The organism is Methylophaga sp. UBA3613 (assembly GCF_002375415.1).
Lineage (GTDB): Bacteria > Pseudomonadota > Gammaproteobacteria > Nitrosococcales > Methylophagaceae > Methylophaga.
Map to the genome: position 1 here is coordinate 200591 of NZ_DFLS01000007.1, position 21729 is coordinate 222319.

A 21729-nucleotide genomic window follows, 5' to 3' on the forward strand; every position below is an offset into this window, starting at 1 on the left:
AAACCGGATAGAGAAAGTTACCTCCCCTACCCGGTTTATATCTTTTTCAAGCAGCCAGTTTTACTCTTAGTGATTTTGCTGCTGAAACCATGGCCTTTAATGCAGGCTCCACTTCTTCCCAGCGACGGGTTTTTAAACCGCAGTCAGGATTCACCCATAACAGCGTTTTATCAATTCGCTGTGCGGCCAGTTTGAGCAATTCCACCATCTCCTGCTCTGATGGAATATTCGGACTGTGAATATCATAGACACCCGGACCTATCGCATTGGGATAGTCAAACTCCTGAAAAACATCCAGTAATTCCATTTGCGAACGTGAGGTTTCAATGGTGATGACATCGGCGTCCATGGCGGCAATAGCTTCGATAATATCGTTGAATTCGGAATAACACATATGGGTATGGATTTGTGTTTCATCTGACACGCCATTAGCGGTGATTCGGAAGCATTCCACAGCCCACTCCAGATATGTCTTCCACTGAGATTGACGAAGTGGCAAACCTTCCCGCAAGGCGGCTTCATCAATCTGAATGATGTTGACCCCGGCACTTTCCAGATCGATTACTTCATCACGAATCGCCAGTGAAATCTGTTTAGAGGTTTCGCTACGTGGCTGGTCATCTCTGACAAAAGACCAGTTAAGAATGGTGACTGGCCCGGTCAACATCCCTTTTACTGGTTTGTCGGTTAATGATTGGGCATATTGAATCCACTCAACGGTCATCGGATCAGGACGTGAGACATCACCATAGATGATCGGTGGCTTCACACAACGGGAACCATAGGACTGAACCCAGCCATAGTCGGTGAATGCAAAACCCTGTAGTTGTTGACCGAAATACTCGACCATATCATTGCGTTCAGCTTCACCATGTACCAGTACATCAAGGCCCAACTCGAGTTGTTTATCGATGGCATAGCGAATTTCCGCCTGCATTTGCTGGCGATATTCAGCATCAGCCAGTTGACCCAGGCGAAACTGTTTACGTGTCTGTCGAATAACATTGGTCTGTGGAAAAGAGCCAATGGTAGTCGTTGGGAATGCCGGCAACTGTAGCGCTTGCTGTTGAAGGGCTGCTCGTTGTGAATAAGTACTCTGCCGCTGGCCTGATGCGGAATGAGTTGCTTCACAGCGCTGTTTAACGGCCGGGTTATGAACCCGAGTGGACTGCTGGCGACGTTGAATGGATTTTTTGTTTTCTGCTAGCTGTGCGGCAACACCTTCACGCCCCAGATTGAGCGCCTGAGCTAATATCGATAACTCTTCCAGCTTTTGTACTGCAAAGGCCAGCCAGTCAAGTGTTTCTTCAGCAAGATTATGCTCAGAGTTTAAATCAATAGGCACATGCAGCAACGAACAGCTTGGTGCCAGCCATAAACGTTCAGCAAGTCGGGTATGAATCGGCTCCAGCAGCTCAAGCGCCCTATTCAGATCGGTTTTCCAGATATTACGGCCATTAATAATGCCCACTGATAAAACTTTGTGTGAAGGCAGCCAGTCCACCACTCTGACAAGTTCATCTGCAGCATTGATCGCATCAATATGCAGTCCTGCTGTGGGTAATTCACAAGCTAGCTGCAGATTTTGCTGAAGTTGGCCGAAATAGGTCGTCAGCAACAATTTGACACGACATTTCGCTAAACTGAAGTAGGCTTTCTGCAAAGCCTGTTGCCATTCCGTTGACAGATCAGTGACCAGAACAGGTTCATCGATTTGTACCCACTCGACACCGTTATCTGCCAATTGATCGAGAATTTCTGCATAAGCCGGTAATAATTTATCCAGCAAAGCGAGTTTGTCAGTTTCGTCCTTGGTTTTCCCCAGCCAGAGATAGCTTACCGGACCAACCAGAACGGGTTTTATCTTAAAACCTGCAGCTTTTGCTTCTATGATTTGCGCCAGCAATCGTTCCGGATATGCCTTAAAGGCAGTTTCCGCGTTAAATTCCGGCACCAGATAATGGTAATTGGTATCAAACCATTTTGTCATTTCTGCAGCGGCGACCTGGTGATTGCAACAGGATGAACCTGCTTGTCCACGCGATGCCTGAAAATACTGTGTCATGGCATCAGCATTTTTATCAACCCGTGAAGGCAGGTTATCCAGCAGCTGACTGGTGTCCAGAACGTGATCATAAAAGGAAAAGTCTCCAACAGGCACCAGGTCCAGGTCAGCTTGCAATGTCCAATGACGTAAACGTAATGTTTTACCGGTTTGTTCTAAATCCTCAACAGACGTTTCATCACGCCAGAAGCGCTCCAGAGCAAATTTTAATTCTCGTTGGCCGCCCATACGGGGAAAGCCAAGATTATGTGTGGTGACCATTCGATATCCTCTCAATCGGTTTCAAAAAGCTTCATTGTAATCAGTCTTATTGATGAGTAATAATGATGATTATTTACTTATTCATGAGATATGTTCATATATGATTGAGCGCGCGCATTTAGGAATTATTCGAGCCTTGGCAGAAAATGGCAGTTTAACGGCAGCAGCCAATGCCTTATTTCTCACACAATCCGCCTTATCGCATCAGATCCGTTATCTGGAACAAAAGTTGGAAATAAGCTTATGGCAGCGGGATGGTCGTAAGTTAAGACTGACACAGGCAGGTGAACTGATGTTGCAGGTTGCTCAGCAGGTTTTACCGGTTTTGGAGCAAACTGAGCAGACCTTACAGGCCTATTCGGAGGGACGCGCAGGTATTTTGCGTCTGGGAGTTGAGTGCCACCCCTGTTATGAATGGCTGAAAAAAATTCTGGCAGACTATCTACGCGAAATGCCGCAAATGGATGTGGATATTGTGCATCAATTTCAGTTTTCAGGCATGGAAGGGTTATTGAATCATCATATTGATTTGCTGGTGACACCGGATGCCGTAAAACAGGTCGGCGTAATTTATCAGCCGATGTTTGATTATGAGTTGGTTTTGCTGGTGGCTGAAAGTCATCCATTAAGTAAGCAGAAATTTATTCAGGCAGAAGCACTGCACAAGGAATTATTGCTGACGTTTCCCGTCGCCCATGAACGACTTGATGTGTTTACCCAGTTTTTGATGCCCGCAGGTATTAACCCTCGAACCAAAGCCATGCAATCAATGGATATTATGGTGCAGATGGTGGCGTTACAAAGAGCGGTGACAGTGTTGCCTAACTGGCTGGCCAATGAGTTTTGTCAAACGCTTCCGGTTAAAGCGATACGGCTTGGAAGTGGCGGTTTGGCGAAAACGCTTTATGCTGCCATAAGAGAGTTAGACCAGGACGTCAGCTACCTGCAAAAATTTATTTCCCTTGGCGTGAAATCCAGCAATGCTGTGACCGATTAAGTTTGTTCGTCAAGCACTCGATAAAGGATTTCACGGATAGACTCAGGTTCAAAAGGTTTATCCAGAATAGCCGATACGCCCGCCTGCTCAACCTGACCCAATCGGGTCTGGTTCTGCTCACTGGTCACAACCAAAATGGGCACAAAAGTATTGCCCATCTCGCTGCGGATATGTTCAACCAGCGCCTGACCATCCATTTTTGGCATATTCAGATCGGTCACCACCAAATCAAAACTCTGTTGTTTGAGCATTTCAATCGCTTCAATACCATTTTCAGCCTGATGAATCTGGTTTATGCCCATGTTCTGAAACACGCGCATTAGATGGTTACGTGATACCAGACTGTCATCGACCAGTAAAACTTCCAGCTGTTCTACTTCGTAATTCTGTAATTCAATTTCAGTTGGATCAATATGCTGCAGGGTGGTACGGATGGCACGCTGCAGATTAGCGTGATCAAAGGGTTTGGGCAGAATGGCCACGACACCGGATTGGCGAAGAGGCTCAAGTGCTTCAATATTTGATTCGCTGGAGATCAGCATAAAATGGGTGTTTTCCAGATTATCCAGTCGACGAATTGATGAGAGTAGTTCAGTCGCGGTCATGTCAGGCAAATACATGGCGCTGATCACCAGATCCGGGGGATACTTTTGCATAGCCACGATAGCCTGCGCGCCATCGTGAACACCATCAATTTTATTCACTCCCGCCTGGCGTAATTCACGCATGATGATTTTCAGCTGAACGGAAGATGGCTCAACCAGTAATATCGAGAGTTCTGATTCATTAAGTGAGTACATGCTGGTTCCGTTTTAGCGAATAACGAGACTGGTTTCCACTTGTTCGCGAGTCTCTTCATCCATAAGTTTTTCGATAATTGTTAACGCAAAAGCCATTGCCGTTCCCGGTCCGCGGGAGGTAATGATTTTATTATCACAGACGACAGCATCATTACTGAATTGAATTTCTGGCCATTCGCTGGGCTTCAGTGCACCTGGATAACAGCTGACGCTCACCCCCTCTAGCAGGCCAACATGTGCCAGAACCATGGGTGCTGCACATATTGCTCCAAGCCATTTATCAGCCTGGTTAAACCGTTTGAGCAACGCATGAATCCGTTGATCGGCATTCAGATTGTTGGTGCCGGGTTGTCCGCCCGGCAGAACCATCATGTCGAATTCATCATCAATCACTGCATCCAGTGTGGCATCCGCCACCAAGCGGACACCACGGCTGGCAGTAATGTTTAGATCCTCCGTCAAACTGGCAGTAACAACATCTATCTCAGCCCGTCTGAGAACATCTATCAGCGTGACCGCCTCAATTTCCTCAAAGCCCTCAGCGAGTGGGATTAATACCGTTGCCATGAAAATAGCGTTTAACGTTTGCTCATAATGTTCATGCCTTTCAGCAGGTTCAATGCCTGAGAAAGCGGGTAATCACGCAGTGCTAAAGGCTGTTTTTCCTCTTCTTCATCGAGACCCGCTTCCGCGTCGGCCGGAGTTTCGTCTGATTCTTCCAGTAAACCATTTTCCAGATGACGACTGAGATCAACTTCTCGCAGCGGCTGGAAGCCATTATCTTCAGCTGCACTGATTTGTAAGGCATCAATCACGATATCAGGGTGTATACCATCTGCCTGAATAGAGCGTCCAGAAGGGGTGTAATACCGCGCGGTTGTCATCTTGACCGCGGTATCATTGGTTAAAGGCATAACCGTTTGTACTGACCCTTTACCAAAGGTTTTAGTACCCAGTATCACGGCCCGTTGATGGTCCTGCAAAGCCCCGGCAACAATTTCAGAAGCAGAAGCTGAGCCACCATTTACCAGCACAATAATAGGCGCGCCATTCAGCATATCACCAGGTTTGGCGTGGAATTTTTGATCGGCATCCTCAATACGTCCTTCAGTGTAGACAATCATGCCTTTGTTGAGGAAAGCATCAGAAACTTCAACCGCTGCATCTAAAACGCCGCCTGGATTATTGCGTAAATCAAGCACCAGACCTTTTAATTTGCCACCATTATCAGTCTTGAGTTGATTTACGGCGTCACGAAGATTCTCACCGGTTGGTGATTGGAAAGTAGTGATTCGTACATAACCATAACCTGGCTCCAGAACTTCGGTGCGTACACTTTTCACTTTGATAATGGCGCGAGTCAGTTCCAGTTTCAGCGGTTTATCAGCGCCTTCACGAATAATCGTCAGAACAATTTTGCTGCCCGGTTCACCACGCATGATGTCTACGGCTTCAGTCAGCGTCAGACCTTTAACAGGGGTGTCATCGAGACGGATAATCAGGTCACCGGCTTTTACACCTGCTTCAGCAGCGGGTGTTTCGTCAATTGGTGCAACCACTTTGACGAAGCCATCTTCCATTGATACTTCTATACCCAAGCCACCAAACTCTCCAGATGTGCCTTCACGGAGATCCTTGAATTCGCTGAGATCAAGGTAGGATGAATGGGGATCCAGTCCAGAAAGCATGCCGCGAATGGCGTTTTCCAGCAGAGCTTTGTCTTCCACCGGCTCTACATAACTGCTTTTGATGCGGCCGAAAATTTCAGAGAAAGCTCTTAGATCGTCTATTGGCAAGTCAGGCTTTGCGACAGTGTCTTTCTCGGCTGATACCATTTGACCAAAAATCAATGTGATGCCGATAATGACACCCGCTGTTACCAGCGCAAAATCACGTTTCAAAAAGCGCATATGAACTTTATTCCTTATTTCAAATTAACCTTGCTTGCGCAGCCATTGCATAGGATTGGTCGGACTGCCTTTATGACGTACTTCAAAATATAATCCAGCGGTTTGTCTGACACCCTGATCACCACTTTGAGCGATAACCTCACCAGCACTCACGGTATCCCCCGTGCTTTTCAGCAGACTGTCATTATTGCCATACAGCGTCATGAACTGTTCGCCATGATCAATGATGATTAACAAGCCAAAGCCTTTCATCCAATCGGCAAAAACCACCCTGCCCTCTGCGCTGGCTTTAACAGACGTGCCTTTTTCAGAGGCTATCAGTATGCCCTTCCAGCTGAGTTTATCAAGATTACGCTGGCTACCATAGCTTGCCAGTATTTTTCCAGACAACGGCCATTGTAACTTCCCACTCAGACTCGAAAATCGTTCACTTGGTTTCACCGTTTTTGATGGCGGAGGTCTTTTTGCTGCTTTTTTGGCGAGTGAGTCTAATAATGACTGCAGGTTTTTCTCTTCTTCTTTTAATGCAGCCAGTTGTGCATCCTGCCCTGAGATTTTTTTATTCAGCGCGGCAAGTGTTCTCTCACGTTCAACCGTTTGCTGTTTAAAAGCTTCTTGCTGCGAGAGCTGTTGTTGTTCCAGTTCATCCAGATTTCTTTTAACAGCATAAACAGCTTTTTCCTGCTCCGTTAAGTTTTGCAAAGTCGTGTGCAAGGTTTCGAGCTGCTGCTGGCGGGCCGAGTGAAAATAACGGTAATACGTGTTGCTTCGACTGACACGCTCAGGAGACTGTTCAGACAATAATATTTTTAGATAACTGGGTTGAGCATTCATAAATGCAGAGCGAATTTGTTGATTTAATGCCTCCAGTTGCTTTGCCTGCTGCTTTTGCGTCAGTCCCAACTGCTGTTGAAGATTAAGTAATTCATCATCTTTAACCGCAATAGATTGTTTAATCTGATTTAACTCGCGACTTATTTCGGAAACCTTGAGACTCTGCTGTTTTAATTGCTGTTGTAATTCCGCTTTGGTTTTCTTGTTAAGGTTAATCGTTTTATCAAGCTCAGATATTTCACTCCGTACCGCTTCGAGCTTTTTTGCTGACGAAGGTTCAGCAGCAAGATTTAATGGCACAAAAAGCCAGAAAAACAAGATTAAACCACGAATCATCATCTGCACGTTCAGGTGAGTTTCACCAGAAGGTGATTATTCATTTCCGCTGGAATCGGGAGATCAAGCAGGCTCAGCATGGTCGGTGCGATATCAGATAAACCACCCTGTTCGGCACAGACTGCCGAACGTCCCGCATAGATTAACGGCACGAGGTTGCTGGTGTGGGCTGTATGCGCCTGGCCTTTCTCATTGTCCACCATCTTTTCAGCATTGCCATGATCTGCTGTTACCAGCATTTCGCCACCGCTTTCTTTTAATGCGGACCAGATTTTACCGAGACAGTTATCCAGTGTTTCAATGGCTTTAACTGTCGCATCAAAATTACCGGTATGGCCTACCATATCTGCATTGGCGAAGTTACAGATGATGACATCATATTGATTGCTGTGAATGGCTTTGACCAGTTTTTCGGCCACTTCCGGAGCATTCATCTCCGGTTGTAAATCGTAGGTTTCGACTTTTGGCGAGGGCACCAGAATCCGATCTTCACCTTCGTAAGGAACATCGCTTCCGCCATTAAAAAAGAACGTCACATGCGCATATTTTTCGGTTTCAGCAATACGCAACTGGCGTAAACCAACAGCAGAAATACATTCGCCCAGCAGGTTTTTGAGCTTTTCAGCCGGAAAAGCCACCGGTACATCAAAATCCTTCTTATATTCAGTCAGCGTGACAAATTTTGACAGTTTTGGTGCTGCCAATATGGGAAATCCAGTAAATTCAGTATCAATGAAACACTGGGTTAATTCACGAGCGCGATCAGCACGGAAATTCATGAATACGATACTGTCACCATCCTCAATCGGCACGGCATCACCAATTCTGGTGGCTTTAACAAACTCGTCCGTTTCTTCTCGGGCATAGGCGTCCTGAAGAGCTTCAAGTGCATTGTCTGTCTGATAAACGGCTTTACCATTAGCAATCAGTTCATAAGCCTGTTGAACTCTATCCCAGCGCTGGTCACGATCCATCGCATAAAAGCGCCCGATAATACTGGCGAAACGGCCCTTACCGGTTTCGTTAAAACAGGCTTGCATGTCCGCAATGAACTTTTGAGCAGATTTGGGTGACGTATCGCGACCATCCAGAAAAGCGTGCAAATAAATTTTAGTCGCCCCACGGTCTGCAGCAAGTTTTACCATGGCCTGAATATGGCTGTCATGACTGTGCACGCCGCCATCGGAGAGCAAGCCCAGAATGTGCAGGGCTTTATCATTTTTCACCACGTCATCCACCGCATCAGTCAGTGTTTGATTGGTAAAAAAAGATCCGTTTCGAATGGCGACACTAATCCGGGTGAATTCCTGATAAACCACCCGGCCAGCACCAATGTTGAGATGACCAACTTCAGAATTTCCCATCTGATCGCCCGGCAAGCCGACACCAGCGCCGGAGGCGTTAATCAATGTATGTGCGTAATCATTCCAGAGGTGATCCCAAACGGGGGTATTGGCAGCCAAAATGGCATTATGCTGGACCTCTTCACTATAACCCCAACCATCCATAATGATTAGCGCAAGTGGGCGGTGCATGTGGCTCATGAAACTATCCTTTAATCACGGGTTACGACGACCTGGGGTTGTGAAAAACAGTGAACACTGCAAATCAACAACAATGCTGTGTATTATATGGGCTTTTGTAATCAATTACAGTTGCAATCTCGTTGACTAACATCATTTCACAATCCGGAAACCCGCAAATGCATGCCATTAATGACGATATTGAACGCGCTGCATTTGCGCTGAAAGCAATGTCGAATCCATTGCGTTTGAAAATTCTATGTACGTTGGGCGATCAGGAATTATCAGTACAGGATATTGTTGATCAGGTTGGCACAACACAAAGCAATGTGTCGCAGCATCTTGCCAAACTCAAAGATAAAAACATTCTGGCGGCAAGACGAGATGCAAACCGTATATTTTACCGGGTCAACGATGAGCGCCTGTTACGGCTAATCAGCATGATGTGCGAATTGTTTTGCGTAAAATAGAAATCATTATTTATTCATAAATTTAGGGCTGTTTAATGGAAAATCTGGGCGAATTTATTGTTAATCATTGGATACTGTCCAGTTTGTTTGTGGTGTTGTTGTTTTTGGTTTTTTCTGACTCACTCACTCGCAAACTGGGTGGGGTTAATGCCGTTGATGTGCCAACAGCTGTTAATCTGGTGAATCAGCAAAAAGGCTGTTTTGTTGATATTCGCGATAAAGCTGCATTTGAAACTTCACATATAGTCGATTCCGTTAATGTACCGGTGGCTGATATCGAGGCGAATCTCAAGTCGCTAAAAAATAAGGATCAGCCTCTGGTTCTGGTGTGTGACAGTGGTCAGCGTTCAAAAGCTGCTGCCAAACAGTTCAAAAAACATGGCTATACCAATATTTATGTAATGTCAGGTGGTCTGCACGCATGGCGAGATGCCAAACTGCCATTATTCACTTAAGACTTGGAGCGTTGTTATGAGCAAAGTCATCATTTATTCATCTGCGCATTGCCCGTATTGCACCATGGCAAAGCAGTTACTGGATCGAAAAGGTGTCAGTTATGACGAAATCCGTGTGGATCAGCATCCTGAAAAACGCCAGGAAATGATGCAAAAAAGTCAGCAACGTACCGTGCCGCAAATATTCATTAATGGTAAATCAATGGGTGGATATACCGATTTGGTTGATATCGATCGTTCGGGTCAGCTCGATGTTTTACTGACAAATAATTAAATTCTTTTAGAGAGGGAAAATCATGGCTGAAGAAAACACAGCAGCAACAGAAGAACAACAACCAAAGTTCATCATTCAGAAGATCTACACCAAAGATATTTCATTTGAAACACCTAATTCTCCAGCCATTTTCCGTGAAGAATGGAAGCCCAAACTGGATCTGCAATTGGGTAATGAATATAACCGTATTGATGAAGATACCCATGAAATTGTTCTGGTCGTCACAGTCACCGCGAAAGTTAATGATCAAGTCGCATTTCTGGCGGAAGTCAAACAGGCTGGAATTTTCACTTTGACCGGGTATAGCAAGGAAGAAATGGGTCCCCTGATTGGTAGTTACTGCCCGAATACTGTTTTCCCATTTGCACGTGAAGTGATTTCTGATGTGGTTATTAAAGGTGGTTTCCCACAACTCGTGCTGGCACCCGTGAACTTTGATGCAGTATACAAACATCAGATTGATCAGGCGCGTCAGCAGATGGAAGCAGCACAGGCTACTCACTAGTTTGTCTAGATGGCCATGACCGCTTCTTCTTTAATGCCAACAGTTGTCATTGGTGCCGGAGCCTGGGGTACGGCGCTGGCGATTGCCATGGCTCGCAATGGGCATGAAGTCTGGCTGTGGGGTCGTGACAAAGAACAGCTTTCCCGGATAGCGGCTGAACGGATGAACAGCCGCTATTTACCGGAAATTATTTTTCCGGATACATTGAAAATTGAAATGGATTTGGAAAAATCTCTGAAAAATTGCAGACATGTAATGATTTCAGTGCCAAGTGTGGCGTTTAGCGAAATATTGCATTGCATTAAACCTTTTCTGTCTGAAGATATCCCGATCAGTTGGGCGACCAAAGGTTTAACGCCCCACAATGGTCAATTTCTGCACGATACGGCTATTGAAATTCTGGGGCCTAAACATGCTTTAGCTGTCGTTTCTGGTCCATCGTTCGCCGCGGAGGTTGCGGCCGGGTTACCTACCGCTTTAACAGTTGCTTCCCGCGATACAGAGTTTGCCAAAGCCTTGGCAAATGCGCTTCATGGACCTGCTTTGCGGGCTTACACCACGGAGGACGTTTTAGGGGTGCAAGTTGGTGGCACGGTGAAAAACGTGTTGGCAATTGCCGCAGGTATCTGTGACGGATTAGGATATGGTGCCAACGCCCGTGCCGCTCTGCTGACCCGCGGTATGGCAGAAATTATGCGTTTAGCCAGTATATTGGGGGCTGAACCGGAAACCATGTTTGGTCTGTCTGGTATGGGGGATTTGATTCTCACCTGTACCGACAATCAGAGCCGCAATCGCCAGCTGGGCTTAGCGATTGGTTCAGGTCTTAAAGTTGATGAAGCGGTTTCAAAAGTCGGTAAGACGGTAGAAGGTATGCACGCTGCAAGAGAAGTTTTATTACGCGCTCAACAGGCGGGTGTTGAGATGCCAATTGTTGAGCAGGTATGCAAAATCCTGTTTGAAGGGTACGATCCGCGCAAATCGGTTCAGGCATTATTATGTCGTGAACAAAAAGCAGAATCTCCGGTAATCGGAAAATCGTGATACGAATTAATTGAGGAAAATTATATGCAAGGCATTGTGAAATACAGCAGCATCATTGCACTCAGTGTGGCAATGACTGTCGGCTTGTCTGCCTGTGGCAACCCATTCAGTAAAAAATCATCAGATGATGATGAAGTCGTTATGTCACAAAGTGGTCCGATACTGTGGGAGTCAAATCTGCAATACGTTCGTATGGTAGAGCGCGATCTGCCTGGAACCAATCAGCACCCTTTACCAATCAATCAGGATGAAATGCGTGAAGTGCTTTCATCACTTTACGTCAATCAGCGCGTCTTACTGAGAACTCAGCAAGTCCCGTTGTTTTCACCGGGTGAACTGCAAATTTTAAGTTCAACGTTGGCACAGGGTTTAAACCGTGCTCAACCCGATGAAGATATTACCTTTGTCACGCTAGGGGTTCATGCCGGAGCGATTGCAGCGGAACGCAAAACCAACAGTGGTCGCGTGTTTGTTGATAACAATGGGCGCTTGAACATTATCTTCGGTCTTGTTCATCAGGAATACCGTGATAAAGACCAATATACCGGTCAAGAGATTGATCGTCGGGTAAATCCATTATTACCGGGTACCCGTAAATCCGATTCTGAACCAGCAACCAAAATTGCTTTAGATAATGGCATTTCATATCACCAAGAGGATGGCTCTGAACGGTCTGACTGGGTAGTGATTGATATCCCAACCGTATTAGCTTCTGCAGCTGAGCGTAAAGGACAGGATACCGGCGCATTAACGCCTGAAATGCGTGAAGAAATAGCCAGAACCAAACGTCAAACAGATAATTTGACCGATGATGTGGCCAATATTAAGGAAGTCCTGTTTGAAATGTCTGAGCAGCTTGAACAGCTCAAACAACAATTAGAAGAAAGTAATCAGGAATAATGATTGCTTAATACATTAATAAAGGCGCTTCGGCGCCTTTTTTATTGCAATCTTTAAAGACGATAGCGCAAATCAGCAGATTTCGAGCGAGGCATTTCGACATTTTTTGACAGGCTGAGCACCTTAAACAGTTCTCCCATCTGTTCTGGCAATAATAAACGTTTCAAAGCTGCGGCCTGTTGCATCTGCTGAAAGGAATCAGGCGCATTTTGTTGGCTGAGATTGAGAATGTCACCTGCCAGCAGAAAATCACTCTGCCTTTGATAACCCTCAACTTGCAATCCTATTGCATGGGCTGTTTCAGCTAACGCAGTGAAGTCCACATGAGCGGTGATATCCTGCAGGCCGACCAAGACCAATGGATCATTATGTGCCTGATGTTGATAGTGGCAACGCAGCATGCCCTGATGCCGCATGGGATGAAAATAGTCACTGGCTTCATAGCCATAATCAATTAAATATATAGCACCCTGGGTCAGTTTTTCGGCGATGGTGCCAAGCCAGGCAGGTGCTTGCATGGCAACTTCTGTCTGATAAGGAAACTGCGGCAGTAAGGGGTGAATTTGTTCGCAACGTGTCTGTAAAAAAGGATCAGTCACGGTTTGTGAAAGCCATGCCAGTTGCCCTTCTTCGCGCCCTACTCCAACCTCCAGAATCTGGTTTTCTTCAAACTGCACCCGATGCACTGGCATCGCATCGCACACTTCGTTTGCAATGATCGCTCCGGTGAATTCAGTAGGCAGTTGATCCAGCCAGATCACGCAGTTCTGCTCACTTCCAAAGTTTTTATGTATTATTTCATATTGCTTTTGACGTAAGTGGGCACTTGCTTCAATTATGTAGTAATGTGTCGGCAGGCAATCAATTTCCCGCAGATGATGCAGAATATCGACTGCCATTTGACCGTTGCCTGCGCCAAATTCCAGACAATCTGCCGCGGGTATTTGTCTAAGCGCATCAGCAATATGATTGCCCAGCGCCTGTGAAAATAACGGGCTTATTTCCGGGGCAGTAATAAAATCCCCTGCTTCGCCAATCTTACTTAAGCCATTACTGTAATAACCTAGTCCAGGTTGGTATAAAGCCATCTGCATAAATTCTGCAAAGCTCAGCCAACCATTACGGTCTTCTATGGTCTGAAAAATCAGTTGCAACAGTTGATCGCTATGCTGTTGCGCAATGGGGTCAGGTGCAGGTAACTTGGCGGTATCTTTCATTTAGTCGGTAATTTCAGTGAATAATCCCATTTTAGTAACAGGTGCCGGAAAGCGGGTCGGATTTCATATTGCTTCCAGGCTAAAGCAGGATGGTTATGATGTATTGGCACATTACCGTACTGAAACAGATGATGTCCAAAAACTAAAACAATTAGGCATACAGACTATTCAGGCGGATTTGCAGGATACTGCCAGCATTATGGCGTTTATCGACAAACTCCAGCAATTCAGTCCGGCTTATCGAGGCATTGTGCATAATGCCTCAGCATTTACACCGACAGCAGAAGATTTGTTTGAGGCTGCTGAGCAATATCAACATTTTTTCACCATACATATGTTAGCGCCGTTTCTTATCAATCAGGCGTTATCAACGCTTTTAATCGGACCGGGAAACGATCCGGCCGACATTATTCATATCACCGATATCAATGTTGAAAATCCTACCCCACGTTTTGATATTTATGGCACAACCAAAGCAGGATTGCATAATTTGACGCTGGTATCGGCCAAAAAACTTGCTCCGCAGATCAAGGTGAATTCAGTGGCACCGGGCCCGGTTCTGTTTACTGAGTCTCATACACAAGAAGCCAGGCAGAAAATGCTGTCTGAAACCCCACTGGCTCGTGAAGGTGGTGCGGAACCTGTGTATCTCGCCATAAAAAGCTTGTTAGAGAACCCCTTTATTACCGGCGCGACTATCCCAGTAGATGGTGGTCGCCGTCTCTCCAAAGCGTAATTCAGACGTTTGTATCAAAACCCCTGCAGGAGGCGTGACTTCTGCAGTGTCAGTAAGATAACTGAGCAGCTCACGAATAATGGGGTAAAGAAAATACTCATCAGTAATGCTGCTGACAGCGATATCAGCCTCTTCAGGCAAACTCAGCTGTTTCAGAATATCGATATCGGCTGGTCGATCTTTGGTTTTGCTTAACGGATCGTCCCGATCCCGACCTAAATTGATTTCAATCTGATTGCAAAAGCTCTTTAATTCTCTCTGTGATAAATCGGTTTCAACGAAGACGATGGTATTGAGGAAATCCCGATGGCTGTTCATACCCACTGGCGGGATTTTTAATACTCGGCTTAGTTTTAGTGCTTTAAACTCTTGTAGCAGCGCAATGACCATTTTCTCGGTATTTTGCTGAGGATTTATGTTGCTGCCTAAACCAAGCAGATAACCTTTCTGCTGTCTCATTCGCTGGTGCGCTCAATCACAATTTGTGCCTGATTTTTTCCATGCAATTGGACGGGTTTGGTCAAAGTAAGCTTGAGCCGAGGAATGTCAAATGTCTTGAGTAAAAGTTGCGCTACCTCTTCAGCCAGGGTTTCTATCAACAGATATCGACTATTACTGACAAACTCGACAACGACATTGGCCACCGAACCATAATCCAAGGTGTTCGTAATATCATCCGATGCCGCGGCTTTACTGATATCCCAATCTATTTCAAAATCAAAGCGTAACGTTTGCAGCGTTTCGCGCTCCCAATCATAAATGCCGATAATCGTGTCAATTTTCAGATCATTTAGAAAAATTTTGTCCATGATGTCGCTTCAATGTTGGCAAAAGTGATAATGGTACTGAATAATACCGCTACATTTTCAAAGGTCACATCATAACATGCCTGAATTAACTGCCATCGCGCTGCTTGCATTGCTCGGCGCCTACCTCATAGGCTCATTATCGAGCGCTGTCATGCTTTGTAAGGTCTCTGGTTTACCGGATCCAAGGACTCAAGGCTCTGGCAATCCAGGCGCGACTAATGTGTTGCGGATGGGTAGCAAAAAGCTCGCGGCAATGGTCTTACTGATCGATGTGTTAAAGGGCGTCGTCCCGGTATTAATCGGGAGAATGTTGGACTTTGATATTAATATCTTGGCTTTAATTGCTTTTTTTGCATTTCTTGGGCACTTATACCCTGTATTTTTTCAGTTTAAAGGTGGCAAAGGTGTGGCAACGGCTTTGGGCGCGTTTTTGGCGCTGTCACCTGCCTTGGCTGGAGCGGCGTTACTGACTTGGATTGTGGTTTTTGCCATTAGTCGGATTTCGTCTTTATCAGCCATTGCCGCTGCGGCAATGACACCGGTTTATAGCTTGTGGCTTATAGATACGGTTTTTGCACGTGCGGTTATTCTGGTAATTGCACTGCTTTTGCTATGGCGGCACCGCAGTAATATCCAGCGTTTGCTGGCCGGTGAAGAGAAAAAGTCAGGCTGAAGCTGGCGGCGTTAGCTCATCTAAGGGCCAACGTGAACGCACATTAAATGTTGCTTCAGTTTCAACAACCATGGCCTGATGACGCATCGCTCCGGCAAACGCGATCATCGCTCCGTTATCGCTACAGAATTGTAATTGTGGATAATAAACCTGCACTTTCGGTAATGCATCTAAAGCCGCGCGCAACGACTTATTGGCACTGACGCCACCGGCCACGACCAAACGTTTATGCCCACTTTGTTTTAATGCCCGGCGACATTTAATCACTAAGGTTTCCACCGCCGCTGTTTGAAACGCCAACGCAATATCGGCTTTGGCTTGTTCACTCTGATCGCTGTTATGCCAGGTATTTAAAGCAAATGTTTTCAAACCACTGAAACTGAAATCCAAACCAGGACGATTGGTCATCGGTCTGGGAAAGATATGGGCGCCCTCCTGTCCTTTTTCCGCTAAAGCCGCTAAGGCCGGGCCACCCGGATAACCTAGCCCCAACATTTTAGCCGTTTTATCGAATGCTTCACCGACCGCATCATCAATTGATTCGCCCATTAATTCATATTCACCAACACCCTTAACATCAACCAGTAAGGTATGGCCGCCGGAAATCAATAAAGATACAAATGGAAATGTCGGTGGATTGGCTTCCAGTAACGGCGATAAAAGGTGTCCTTCCATATGATTAATTGGCAAGGCTGGAATATGTAACGCCCAGGCCAGACTGCGACCAATTGCGGCGCCCACCAGTAAAGCACCGACCAAGCCCGGCCCCGCCGTATAAGCCACCGCATCAATATCTTTTCGGTGCAGACCCGCTTCGTCCAAAACCTGTTGCATCAAGGGCAATGCCTTTTGAATATGATCACGGGAAGCCAGTTCAGGCACCACACCGCCATATTCGGCATGCATTTCTATCTGGCTGAAAAGGGCATGAGCCAACAGCCCCTTTTCAGTATCATAGAGTGCAATACCGGTTTCGTCGCAAGATGATTCAATTCCTAAAACACGCATAAATTTATTCTGACTGCATTAATTAATGGCGATTATTATGCCTTGATGGTGGTGGTCTCAGCCAACTAATTAGCATTTAGTATTTTCTTTCCTAAATAGATCTCGTACAATTAAGGGCTTTTCCGTCATTGTCTGTTTAGGAATGTATTGAATGCCATCTGTTAAGGTTAAAGAAAACGAACCATTTGACGTAGCTTTACGTCGTTTCAAACGTGCTTGTGAAAAAGCCGGTACGGTTGCAGAAGCTCGCGCTCGCGAAGCTTATGAAAAACCAACAACTGTTCGTAAACGTGCAGCAGCAGCGGCTGTTAAGCGTCACCAAAAGAAACTGTCACGTGAAAACGCTAGCCGCGTTCGCATGTACTAATTGCTGATTAGAATCTTATTCTAATGCCTCAAGAAGCCAGTCCACTCAAAGCTCGAATTCAAGATAGCGTAAAAGATGCAATGCGCGCCAAAGACAAAGATCGTCTTGGCACATTGCGCCAAATTACTGCTGCCATCAAGCAAGTTGAAGTCGATAATCGCCAGGATATGTCAGATGATGACATTATCGTTGTGCTGACCAAAATGACTAAACAGCGCAAAGATGCCTTATCGCAGTTTGAGCAAGCTGGCCGTGATGACTTAGCGGTCATCGAAAAAGCTGAACTGGCAATAATTGAAGAATTTTTGCCAACAGCCTTGAGCGAAGCAGAATTGCAGGCAGCTATCGCTGATGCAATTCAAGAGACAGGCGCTAGTAGCCAGAAAGACATGGGTGCGGTGATGAATGTGTTGCGTCCGAAAGTACAAGGACGCGCTGATATGGGCGCAGTGAGCAGCCAGGTTAAGGCCGCGCTCAGTTCTTAAGCCAGCAATGCCAGGTCTTTTTTCAGACGTGGTTAACATTCAAGACAGACTTCGGCCATAATTGATTTATGGCCGGACAAATCCCTCCACAGTTTATTGACGAATTGCTCTCACGAGTCGATATCGTTGATATTATCGATGCGCGAGTACCGCTGAAAAAAGCCGGTAAAAATCTGCACGCCTGCTGTCCATTCCACAACGAGAAAACCCCGTCATTTACTGTCAGCCCTGATAAGCAGTTTTATCACTGTTTTGGCTGTGGTGCGCACGGCACTGCGATCGGCTTTCTCATGGAGTACGACCAGCTCAGCTTTCCTGAATCGATTCAGGAGCTTGCGGACACCGTCGGTATGCAGGTTCCAGTCACGCAACAAGCTGCACTTACTCCCGCCAGACAAAACCTTTACGACTTGATGGATAAAGTCAGTCGCTACTACGTACATCAATTACAAAACCACCCGCAGCGCCAGGCTTTTCAGGATTATATCCAACAGCGTGGTCTTAGCCCTGAAACCGTAGCTGCTTTTGATATTGGTATGGCTCCGGATGGCTGGGACAATGTATTACGTACATTTGGCAACAATCAGCAAAGTCAGGACCAGTTGTTTGAAGCGGGAATGTTGATTAAAAACGATAAAGGTCGAACCTATGACCGTTTTCGTGATCGACTGATGTTTCCTATTCGCGATCGTCGTGGCCGCGTTATCGCTTTCGGTGGACGCGTTATTGATGCCGACGGCACACCGAAATACCTGAACTCTCCTGAAACGCCTATCTTTCACAAGGGACAGGAGCTTTACGGTTTATATCAAGCCCGTAAAGCCAATCGTCGACTGGAACGCATCCTGATAGTGGAAGGTTATATGGATGTCATTGCACTGGCTCAGTTTGGGATTAACAATGCAGTGGCAACGTTAGGTACGGCGACAACTTCAGAACACTTACGTCAATTGATTCGCAGCGCACCGGAAATTATTTTTTGTTTTGATGGTGACCGGGCAGGTAAAGAGGCCGCATGGCGAGCCGCCGAAAATGCGATGCCGATACTCGGTGGTAATTTTGAACTGAAATTTATGTTTCTACCGGAAGGTCAGGATCCCGACACCATGGTAAGGGAGCAGGGGGCCGCCACATTTCATCAGTTAGTCAGTCAGGCGCAAAGCTATTCTGAATTTTTCTTTGCGACATTGCTTTCCCGGGTAGACAGTCAATCGATGGATGGCCGCGCCAGACTGGTTGAAATTGCCAAGCCCTATCTAAGACATATCCCTGCAGGTTTGTATCGCGATATGCTGGAGCAGCAGCTGGCAGACCATGCTAAAACCAATATTGCTACCTTAAACAAACACTTGGAAAAGCCTGCGCCACCACCTCCAGTAAAAAACGCCAAACAAAATGCAATGGCCAATATGACACCTGTGCGCATGGCGGTGATGATTCTGTTACAGCATCCACAATTGTATGAGGCTGTTCCGGATACGGATAATTTACATCGGCTGGATATGCCCGGTTTAGCGATTTTAATTCAGCTACTTGAAACCATGCGTGAGCATCCCCATCTTAAAACCGCACAGCTTTTAGAGCGTTGGCGAGATACTCAACAAGCTCCCTATATGGAAAAGCTCGCAATGCAACCGTTGAATTTGTCGCCAGAACAACTGGAGCATGAACTCATTGGAATTGTGAGTCGTCTAAACAAGCAAGCACGAGATGAACGCTATACTTATTTGATAAATAAAGGACTCAGCCAGTTGACTGAGTCGGAAAGAATTGAAATTAATTCTTATAAGTGAGTGTTTTGTAATCAAAAATGATGCAATAACAAAGTGCTTTCACTATAATATAGTGTTACCGCCAAAAACAGCGTCACCATGCATAAAGAGGCCGAATGAAAGATCAGCAATCACGCGTTAAAGAACTTATCGCCCTTGGAAAGGAGCGCGGTTATCTCACCTACGGCGAGATCAATGACCACCTTCCAGAAGATTTGGTCGATGCGGATCAGGTCGAAGACATCGTCAGTATGTTCAGCGACCTGGGTATCATGGTCCATGAAGATGGGATGGATACCGATGAGATGGAACGTCTCGCCGAAGCTGTTTCATCAAATGACGAAGTCTCTGATGAAGAAGCTGCAGCTGTCCTGGCAAGTTCCGACGGTGAGTTTGGTCGTACAACCGATCCTGTGCGCATGTACATGCGCGAGATGGGCTCTGTTGAATTATTGACTCGCGAAGGCGAGATCGTTATCGCTAAACGCATCGAAGCAGGTCTCCGCGAAAGTCTGCTGATGCTGTCAACTTACCCACCGGTTATTTCGTCATTCCTTGAATTCTACGATGCGGTTGAAGCAGGCGAAATGCGCCTGAATGAACTTATTCGTGGTTTTGTGGCACCTGAAGAACTGGTCGCAAGTGATGACGACGATGATGATGTTACCAGCAGCTCAGATTCCGATGATTCTGACAGCGATGACGATGATGACGATGATGTTGGTGGCGTAAGCGATGATGAAGATGATTCTGGTGAAATCGATCCAGAAGAAGCCCGAGCTCGCTTTACCGCGTTGAAAGAAGCATACAAAAACGTTCTGGCCACCGAAGGTGACGCCATGATCGAATCTCGTGAACAGGCTAGTAACCTGTTTATGGAATTCAAATTGACACCAAAAACACTGCTTTACTTGAATGGCTTGATGGCAGAAACCATCGCCGAAGTGCGTAAACAAGAAAAAATCATTATGGACATCGTTGTAGAGCAGGCGGGTATGAATCGCCGTGACTTTATCGATGCATTCCAGGGTAATGAAAGTAATCTTGAATGGTCAGATAAATTCATTCGCGCTAAAAAACATTATTCATCCACCATCAAGAAAAATCTTGATGATATTCTGGCTGCACAAAGCAAATTAGCGGAAATTGCAGAAGATCGTGGACTGGATATTTCCGAGATTAAAGAAATCAGCCGTCAGATGTCGATTGCTGAAGCCAAAGCGCGTCGTGCCAAGAAAGAAATGGTCGAAGCCAACTTGCGTCTGGTTATCTCAATTGCCAAAAAATACACCAACCGTGGTTTGCAGTTCCTGGATCTGATTCAGGAAGGCAACATTGGTCTGATGAAAGCGGTTGATAAATTCGAATATCAACGTGGCTATAAATTCTCTACCTATGCAACCTGGTGGATTCGTCAGGCGATTACCCGTTCGATTGCCGATCAGGCACGTACCATTCGTATTCCGGTACATATGATTGAAACCATCAACAAACTCAATCGTGTTGCACGTCAAATGCTGCAGGAAATGGGGCGTGAACCGACTCCGGATGAATTGGCAGAACGCGTAGAAATGCCGGAAGACAAAGTACGTAAAGTACTGAAGATTTCCAAAGAACCGATTTCGATGGAAACACCGATCGGTGATGATGAAGATTCACATCTGGGCGATTTCGTTGAAGATATTAACGTTATGTCCCCAGCAGACTCCGCTATCATCGAAGGCCTCAGAGAAGCCACTCAGGGCGTTCTGAACGGCCTGACCGAGCGAGAAGCCAAAGTACTGCGTATGCGGTTTGGTATTGATATGAATACTGACCACACGCTCGAAGAAGTTGGTAAACAATTTGATGTTACCCGTGAGCGCATTCGTCAGATCGAAGCCAAGGCGTTACGTAAACTGCGCCACCCATCACGCTCGGATCAACTGAGAAGCTTCCTCGACTCAGACAGCTGATTTCAAAATCGGGCCTATAGCTCAGTTGGTTAGAGCAGGGGACTCATAATCCCTTGGTCCCAGGTTCGAGTCCTGGTGGGCCCACCATATAAATCAAAGCCTTAGTGCTAATTTTAGCGCTGAGGCTTTTTTGTTTTTATTTCATGTAGACAAACTCCGTGTTTTACGTTCGTGAAGAAATTAATGCTTCAATTAGCAGCCTCAGCTATCCGGAGCAAAGGTTTCATCAATCTCGTTGAATTTAGAGAAGCACGTCCATCCATAAGGCTTTAATTTTCTATTTCTTGAGTCGCTACGGATTGGCTGGACAGCTTTTATTTCGAAGCAGATACT

General features: G+C 46.0%; 23 protein-coding genes and 1 tRNA gene. 14 read left to right on the top strand and 10 right to left on the bottom strand.

The window, feature by feature from the left end; genetic code table 11:
- Positions 1-46: 46 nt before the first annotated feature.
- Positions 47-2326, bottom strand: a complete 2280-nt coding sequence (gene metE / locus B3S93_RS09605) for a 5-methyltetrahydropteroyltriglutamate--homocysteine S-methyltransferase (RefSeq protein ID WP_292402464.1) — start codon at positions 2324-2326, stop codon at positions 47-49.
- A 100-nt stretch (positions 2327-2426) separates the two neighbouring features.
- Between metE and B3S93_RS09610 the strand changes: the two genes are divergently transcribed.
- The gene (locus B3S93_RS09610; RefSeq protein ID WP_292402461.1) at positions 2427-3323 is read left to right on the top strand and encodes a LysR family transcriptional regulator; all 897 of its coding nucleotides are present in this window, start codon (positions 2427-2429) and stop codon (positions 3321-3323) included.
- On the opposite strand, the gene B3S93_RS09615 is transcribed toward B3S93_RS09610, so the two are convergent.
- From B3S93_RS09615 to gpmI, 5 genes are read right to left on the bottom strand one after another with little or no spacing between them, the layout of a single operon-like run.
- Positions 3320-4123, bottom strand: coding sequence for a response regulator (locus B3S93_RS09615; protein ID WP_292358661.1), 804 nt, complete (start codon positions 4121-4123; stop codon positions 3320-3322). The two genes, B3S93_RS09610 and B3S93_RS09615, sit on opposite strands and share 4 nt — an antisense overlap.
- Positions 4124-4135: 12 nt before the next feature.
- Complete coding sequence (locus B3S93_RS09620) at positions 4136-4690, bottom strand: DJ-1 family glyoxalase III (RefSeq protein ID WP_292358663.1); 555 nt, start codon at positions 4688-4690, stop codon at positions 4136-4138.
- Between the two features lie 11 nt (positions 4691-4701).
- Positions 4702-6033 carry a S41 family peptidase gene (locus tag B3S93_RS09625; RefSeq protein WP_292358665.1) on the bottom strand — a complete coding sequence of 444 codons (1332 nt, stop codon included), beginning with the start codon at positions 6031-6033 and terminating at the stop codon, positions 4702-4704.
- Between the two features lie 24 nt (positions 6034-6057).
- Positions 6058-7206, bottom strand: a complete 1149-nt coding sequence (locus B3S93_RS09630; RefSeq protein WP_292402458.1) for a murein hydrolase activator EnvC family protein — start codon at positions 7204-7206, stop codon at positions 6058-6060.
- Positions 7207-7214: 8 nt separating this feature from the next.
- The gene (gpmI, locus tag B3S93_RS09635) at positions 7215-8747 is read right to left on the bottom strand and encodes a 2,3-bisphosphoglycerate-independent phosphoglycerate mutase (protein ID WP_292402445.1); all 1533 of its coding nucleotides are present in this window, start codon (positions 8745-8747) and stop codon (positions 7215-7217) included.
- Between the two features lie 158 nt (positions 8748-8905).
- Between gpmI and B3S93_RS09640 the strand changes: the two genes are divergently transcribed.
- The 6 genes from B3S93_RS09640 to B3S93_RS09665 are packed head-to-tail and all read left to right on the top strand — an operon-like array spanning position 8906 to position 12374.
- Positions 8906-9196, top strand: a complete 291-nt coding sequence (locus B3S93_RS09640; protein ID WP_292358701.1) for an ArsR/SmtB family transcription factor — start codon at positions 8906-8908, stop codon at positions 9194-9196.
- A 35-nt stretch (positions 9197-9231) separates the two neighbouring features.
- Entirely contained in the window at positions 9232-9651 is a 420-nt protein-coding gene (locus B3S93_RS09645) for a rhodanese-like domain-containing protein (protein WP_292402443.1), read from the top strand.
- 16 nt (positions 9652-9667) lie between these two features.
- Positions 9668-9925 (top strand): glutaredoxin 3, encoded by a 258-nt coding sequence (gene grxC / locus B3S93_RS09650; RefSeq protein WP_292402440.1) that lies wholly within the window; start codon positions 9668-9670, stop codon positions 9923-9925.
- Positions 9926-9947: 22 nt separating this feature from the next.
- A complete protein-coding gene (gene secB, locus B3S93_RS09655) occupies positions 9948-10430 on the top strand; it encodes a protein-export chaperone SecB (protein WP_292358674.1) in 483 nt (160 codons plus the stop codon).
- 9 nt (positions 10431-10439) lie between these two features.
- Positions 10440-11474 carry an NAD(P)H-dependent glycerol-3-phosphate dehydrogenase gene (locus tag B3S93_RS09660; protein WP_292358676.1) on the top strand — a complete coding sequence of 345 codons (1035 nt, stop codon included), beginning with the start codon at positions 10440-10442 and terminating at the stop codon, positions 11472-11474.
- Positions 11475-11498: 24 nt separating this feature from the next.
- Positions 11499-12374 carry a hypothetical protein gene (locus B3S93_RS09665; RefSeq protein ID WP_292402438.1) on the top strand — a complete coding sequence of 292 codons (876 nt, stop codon included), beginning with the start codon at positions 11499-11501 and terminating at the stop codon, positions 12372-12374.
- 53 nt (positions 12375-12427) lie between these two features.
- On the opposite strand, the gene B3S93_RS09670 is transcribed toward B3S93_RS09665, so the two are convergent.
- Positions 12428-13591: a class I SAM-dependent methyltransferase gene (locus B3S93_RS09670; protein ID WP_292402436.1), complete on the bottom strand. Its 1164-nt coding sequence runs from the start codon at positions 13589-13591 to the stop codon at positions 12428-12430.
- Positions 13592-13607: 16 nt separating this feature from the next.
- On the opposite strand from B3S93_RS09670, the gene B3S93_RS09675 reads away from it, so the two are divergent.
- The gene (locus B3S93_RS09675) at positions 13608-14327 is read left to right on the top strand and encodes an SDR family oxidoreductase (protein WP_292402433.1); all 720 of its coding nucleotides are present in this window, start codon (positions 13608-13610) and stop codon (positions 14325-14327) included.
- Here the strand turns inward: B3S93_RS09675 and folK are convergent.
- A complete protein-coding gene (folK, locus tag B3S93_RS09680; RefSeq protein ID WP_292358683.1) occupies positions 14259-14786 on the bottom strand; it encodes a 2-amino-4-hydroxy-6-hydroxymethyldihydropteridine diphosphokinase in 528 nt (175 codons plus the stop codon). The two genes, B3S93_RS09675 and folK, sit on opposite strands and share 69 nt — an antisense overlap.
- The gene (gene folB / locus B3S93_RS09685; protein ID WP_292358684.1) at positions 14783-15136 is read right to left on the bottom strand and encodes a dihydroneopterin aldolase; all 354 of its coding nucleotides are present in this window, start codon (positions 15134-15136) and stop codon (positions 14783-14785) included. The genes folK and folB overlap by 4 nt, the downstream gene beginning before the upstream one ends.
- Positions 15137-15212: 76 nt before the next feature.
- On the opposite strand from folB, the gene plsY reads away from it, so the two are divergent.
- Positions 15213-15809: a glycerol-3-phosphate 1-O-acyltransferase PlsY gene (gene plsY / locus B3S93_RS09690; protein ID WP_292358686.1), complete on the top strand. Its 597-nt coding sequence runs from the start codon at positions 15213-15215 to the stop codon at positions 15807-15809.
- Here plsY and tsaD read toward each other — a convergent pair.
- Positions 15801-16817, bottom strand: coding sequence for a tRNA (adenosine(37)-N6)-threonylcarbamoyltransferase complex transferase subunit TsaD (tsaD, locus tag B3S93_RS09695; protein WP_292358687.1), 1017 nt, complete (start codon positions 16815-16817; stop codon positions 15801-15803). The two genes, plsY and tsaD, sit on opposite strands and share 9 nt — an antisense overlap.
- Before the next feature lie 151 nt (positions 16818-16968).
- Here tsaD and rpsU point away from each other — a divergent pair, with 151 nt between their 5' ends.
- From rpsU to B3S93_RS09720, 5 genes are all read left to right on the top strand, one after another.
- Positions 16969-17184 carry a 30S ribosomal protein S21 gene (gene rpsU / locus B3S93_RS09700; RefSeq protein ID WP_014705573.1) on the top strand — a complete coding sequence of 72 codons (216 nt, stop codon included), beginning with the start codon at positions 16969-16971 and terminating at the stop codon, positions 17182-17184.
- A 23-nt stretch (positions 17185-17207) separates the two neighbouring features.
- Positions 17208-17669: a GatB/YqeY domain-containing protein gene (locus tag B3S93_RS09705; RefSeq protein ID WP_292358689.1), complete on the top strand. Its 462-nt coding sequence runs from the start codon at positions 17208-17210 to the stop codon at positions 17667-17669.
- Positions 17670-17737: 68 nt separating this feature from the next.
- Positions 17738-19462 (top strand): DNA primase, encoded by a 1725-nt coding sequence (gene dnaG / locus B3S93_RS09710; protein ID WP_292402430.1) that lies wholly within the window; start codon positions 17738-17740, stop codon positions 19460-19462.
- A 95-nt stretch (positions 19463-19557) separates the two neighbouring features.
- Complete coding sequence (gene rpoD / locus B3S93_RS09715) at positions 19558-21396, top strand: RNA polymerase sigma factor RpoD (RefSeq protein WP_292358692.1); 1839 nt, start codon at positions 19558-19560, stop codon at positions 21394-21396.
- 10 nt (positions 21397-21406) lie between these two features.
- Positions 21407-21483, top strand: a tRNA-Ile gene (locus B3S93_RS09720).
- The last annotated feature ends 246 nt before the right edge of the window (positions 21484-21729 follow it).

What these genes read in the sequence shown, in the direction of transcription:
- B3S93_RS09620 (WP_292358663.1), bottom strand. Translation starts at nt 4,690, where the DNA reads ATGGCAACGGTATTAATCCCACTCGCTGAGGGCTTTGAGGAAATTGAG.
- rpoD (WP_292358692.1), top strand. Translation starts at nt 19,558, where the DNA reads ATGAAAGATCAGCAATCACGCGTTAAAGAACTTATCGCCCTTGGAAAG.
- B3S93_RS09630 (WP_292402458.1), bottom strand. Translation starts at nt 7,206, where the DNA reads ATGATGATTCGTGGTTTAATCTTGTTTTTCTGGCTTTTTGTGCCATTA.
- secB (WP_292358674.1), top strand. Translation starts at nt 9,948, where the DNA reads ATGGCTGAAGAAAACACAGCAGCAACAGAAGAACAACAACCAAAGTTC.
- gpmI (WP_292402445.1), bottom strand. Translation starts at nt 8,747, where the DNA reads ATGAGCCACATGCACCGCCCACTTGCGCTAATCATTATGGATGGTTGG.
- B3S93_RS09665 (WP_292402438.1), top strand. Translation starts at nt 11,499, where the DNA reads ATGCAAGGCATTGTGAAATACAGCAGCATCATTGCACTCAGTGTGGCA.
- B3S93_RS09645 (WP_292402443.1), top strand. Translation starts at nt 9,232, where the DNA reads ATGGAAAATCTGGGCGAATTTATTGTTAATCATTGGATACTGTCCAGT.
- B3S93_RS09610 (WP_292402461.1), top strand. Translation starts at nt 2,427, where the DNA reads ATGATTGAGCGCGCGCATTTAGGAATTATTCGAGCCTTGGCAGAAAAT.
- folK (WP_292358683.1), bottom strand. Translation starts at nt 14,786, where the DNA reads ATGAGACAGCAGAAAGGTTATCTGCTTGGTTTAGGCAGCAACATAAAT.
- metE (WP_292402464.1), bottom strand. Translation starts at nt 2,326, where the DNA reads ATGGTCACCACACATAATCTTGGCTTTCCCCGTATGGGCGGCCAACGA.
- rpsU (WP_014705573.1), top strand. Translation starts at nt 16,969, where the DNA reads ATGCCATCTGTTAAGGTTAAAGAAAACGAACCATTTGACGTAGCTTTA.
- B3S93_RS09615 (WP_292358661.1), bottom strand. Translation starts at nt 4,123, where the DNA reads ATGTACTCACTTAATGAATCAGAACTCTCGATATTACTGGTTGAGCCA.
- tsaD (WP_292358687.1), bottom strand. Translation starts at nt 16,817, where the DNA reads ATGCGTGTTTTAGGAATTGAATCATCTTGCGACGAAACCGGTATTGCA.
- dnaG (WP_292402430.1), top strand. Translation starts at nt 17,738, where the DNA reads ATGGCCGGACAAATCCCTCCACAGTTTATTGACGAATTGCTCTCACGA.
- B3S93_RS09670 (WP_292402436.1), bottom strand. Translation starts at nt 13,591, where the DNA reads ATGAAAGATACCGCCAAGTTACCTGCACCTGACCCCATTGCGCAACAG.
- folB (WP_292358684.1), bottom strand. Translation starts at nt 15,136, where the DNA reads ATGGACAAAATTTTTCTAAATGATCTGAAAATTGACACGATTATCGGC.
- grxC (WP_292402440.1), top strand. Translation starts at nt 9,668, where the DNA reads ATGAGCAAAGTCATCATTTATTCATCTGCGCATTGCCCGTATTGCACC.
- B3S93_RS09640 (WP_292358701.1), top strand. Translation starts at nt 8,906, where the DNA reads ATGCATGCCATTAATGACGATATTGAACGCGCTGCATTTGCGCTGAAA.
- B3S93_RS09625 (WP_292358665.1), bottom strand. Translation starts at nt 6,033, where the DNA reads ATGCGCTTTTTGAAACGTGATTTTGCGCTGGTAACAGCGGGTGTCATT.
- B3S93_RS09660 (WP_292358676.1), top strand. Translation starts at nt 10,440, where the DNA reads ATGGCCATGACCGCTTCTTCTTTAATGCCAACAGTTGTCATTGGTGCC.
- B3S93_RS09705 (WP_292358689.1), top strand. Translation starts at nt 17,208, where the DNA reads ATGCCTCAAGAAGCCAGTCCACTCAAAGCTCGAATTCAAGATAGCGTA.
- plsY (WP_292358686.1), top strand. Translation starts at nt 15,213, where the DNA reads ATGCCTGAATTAACTGCCATCGCGCTGCTTGCATTGCTCGGCGCCTAC.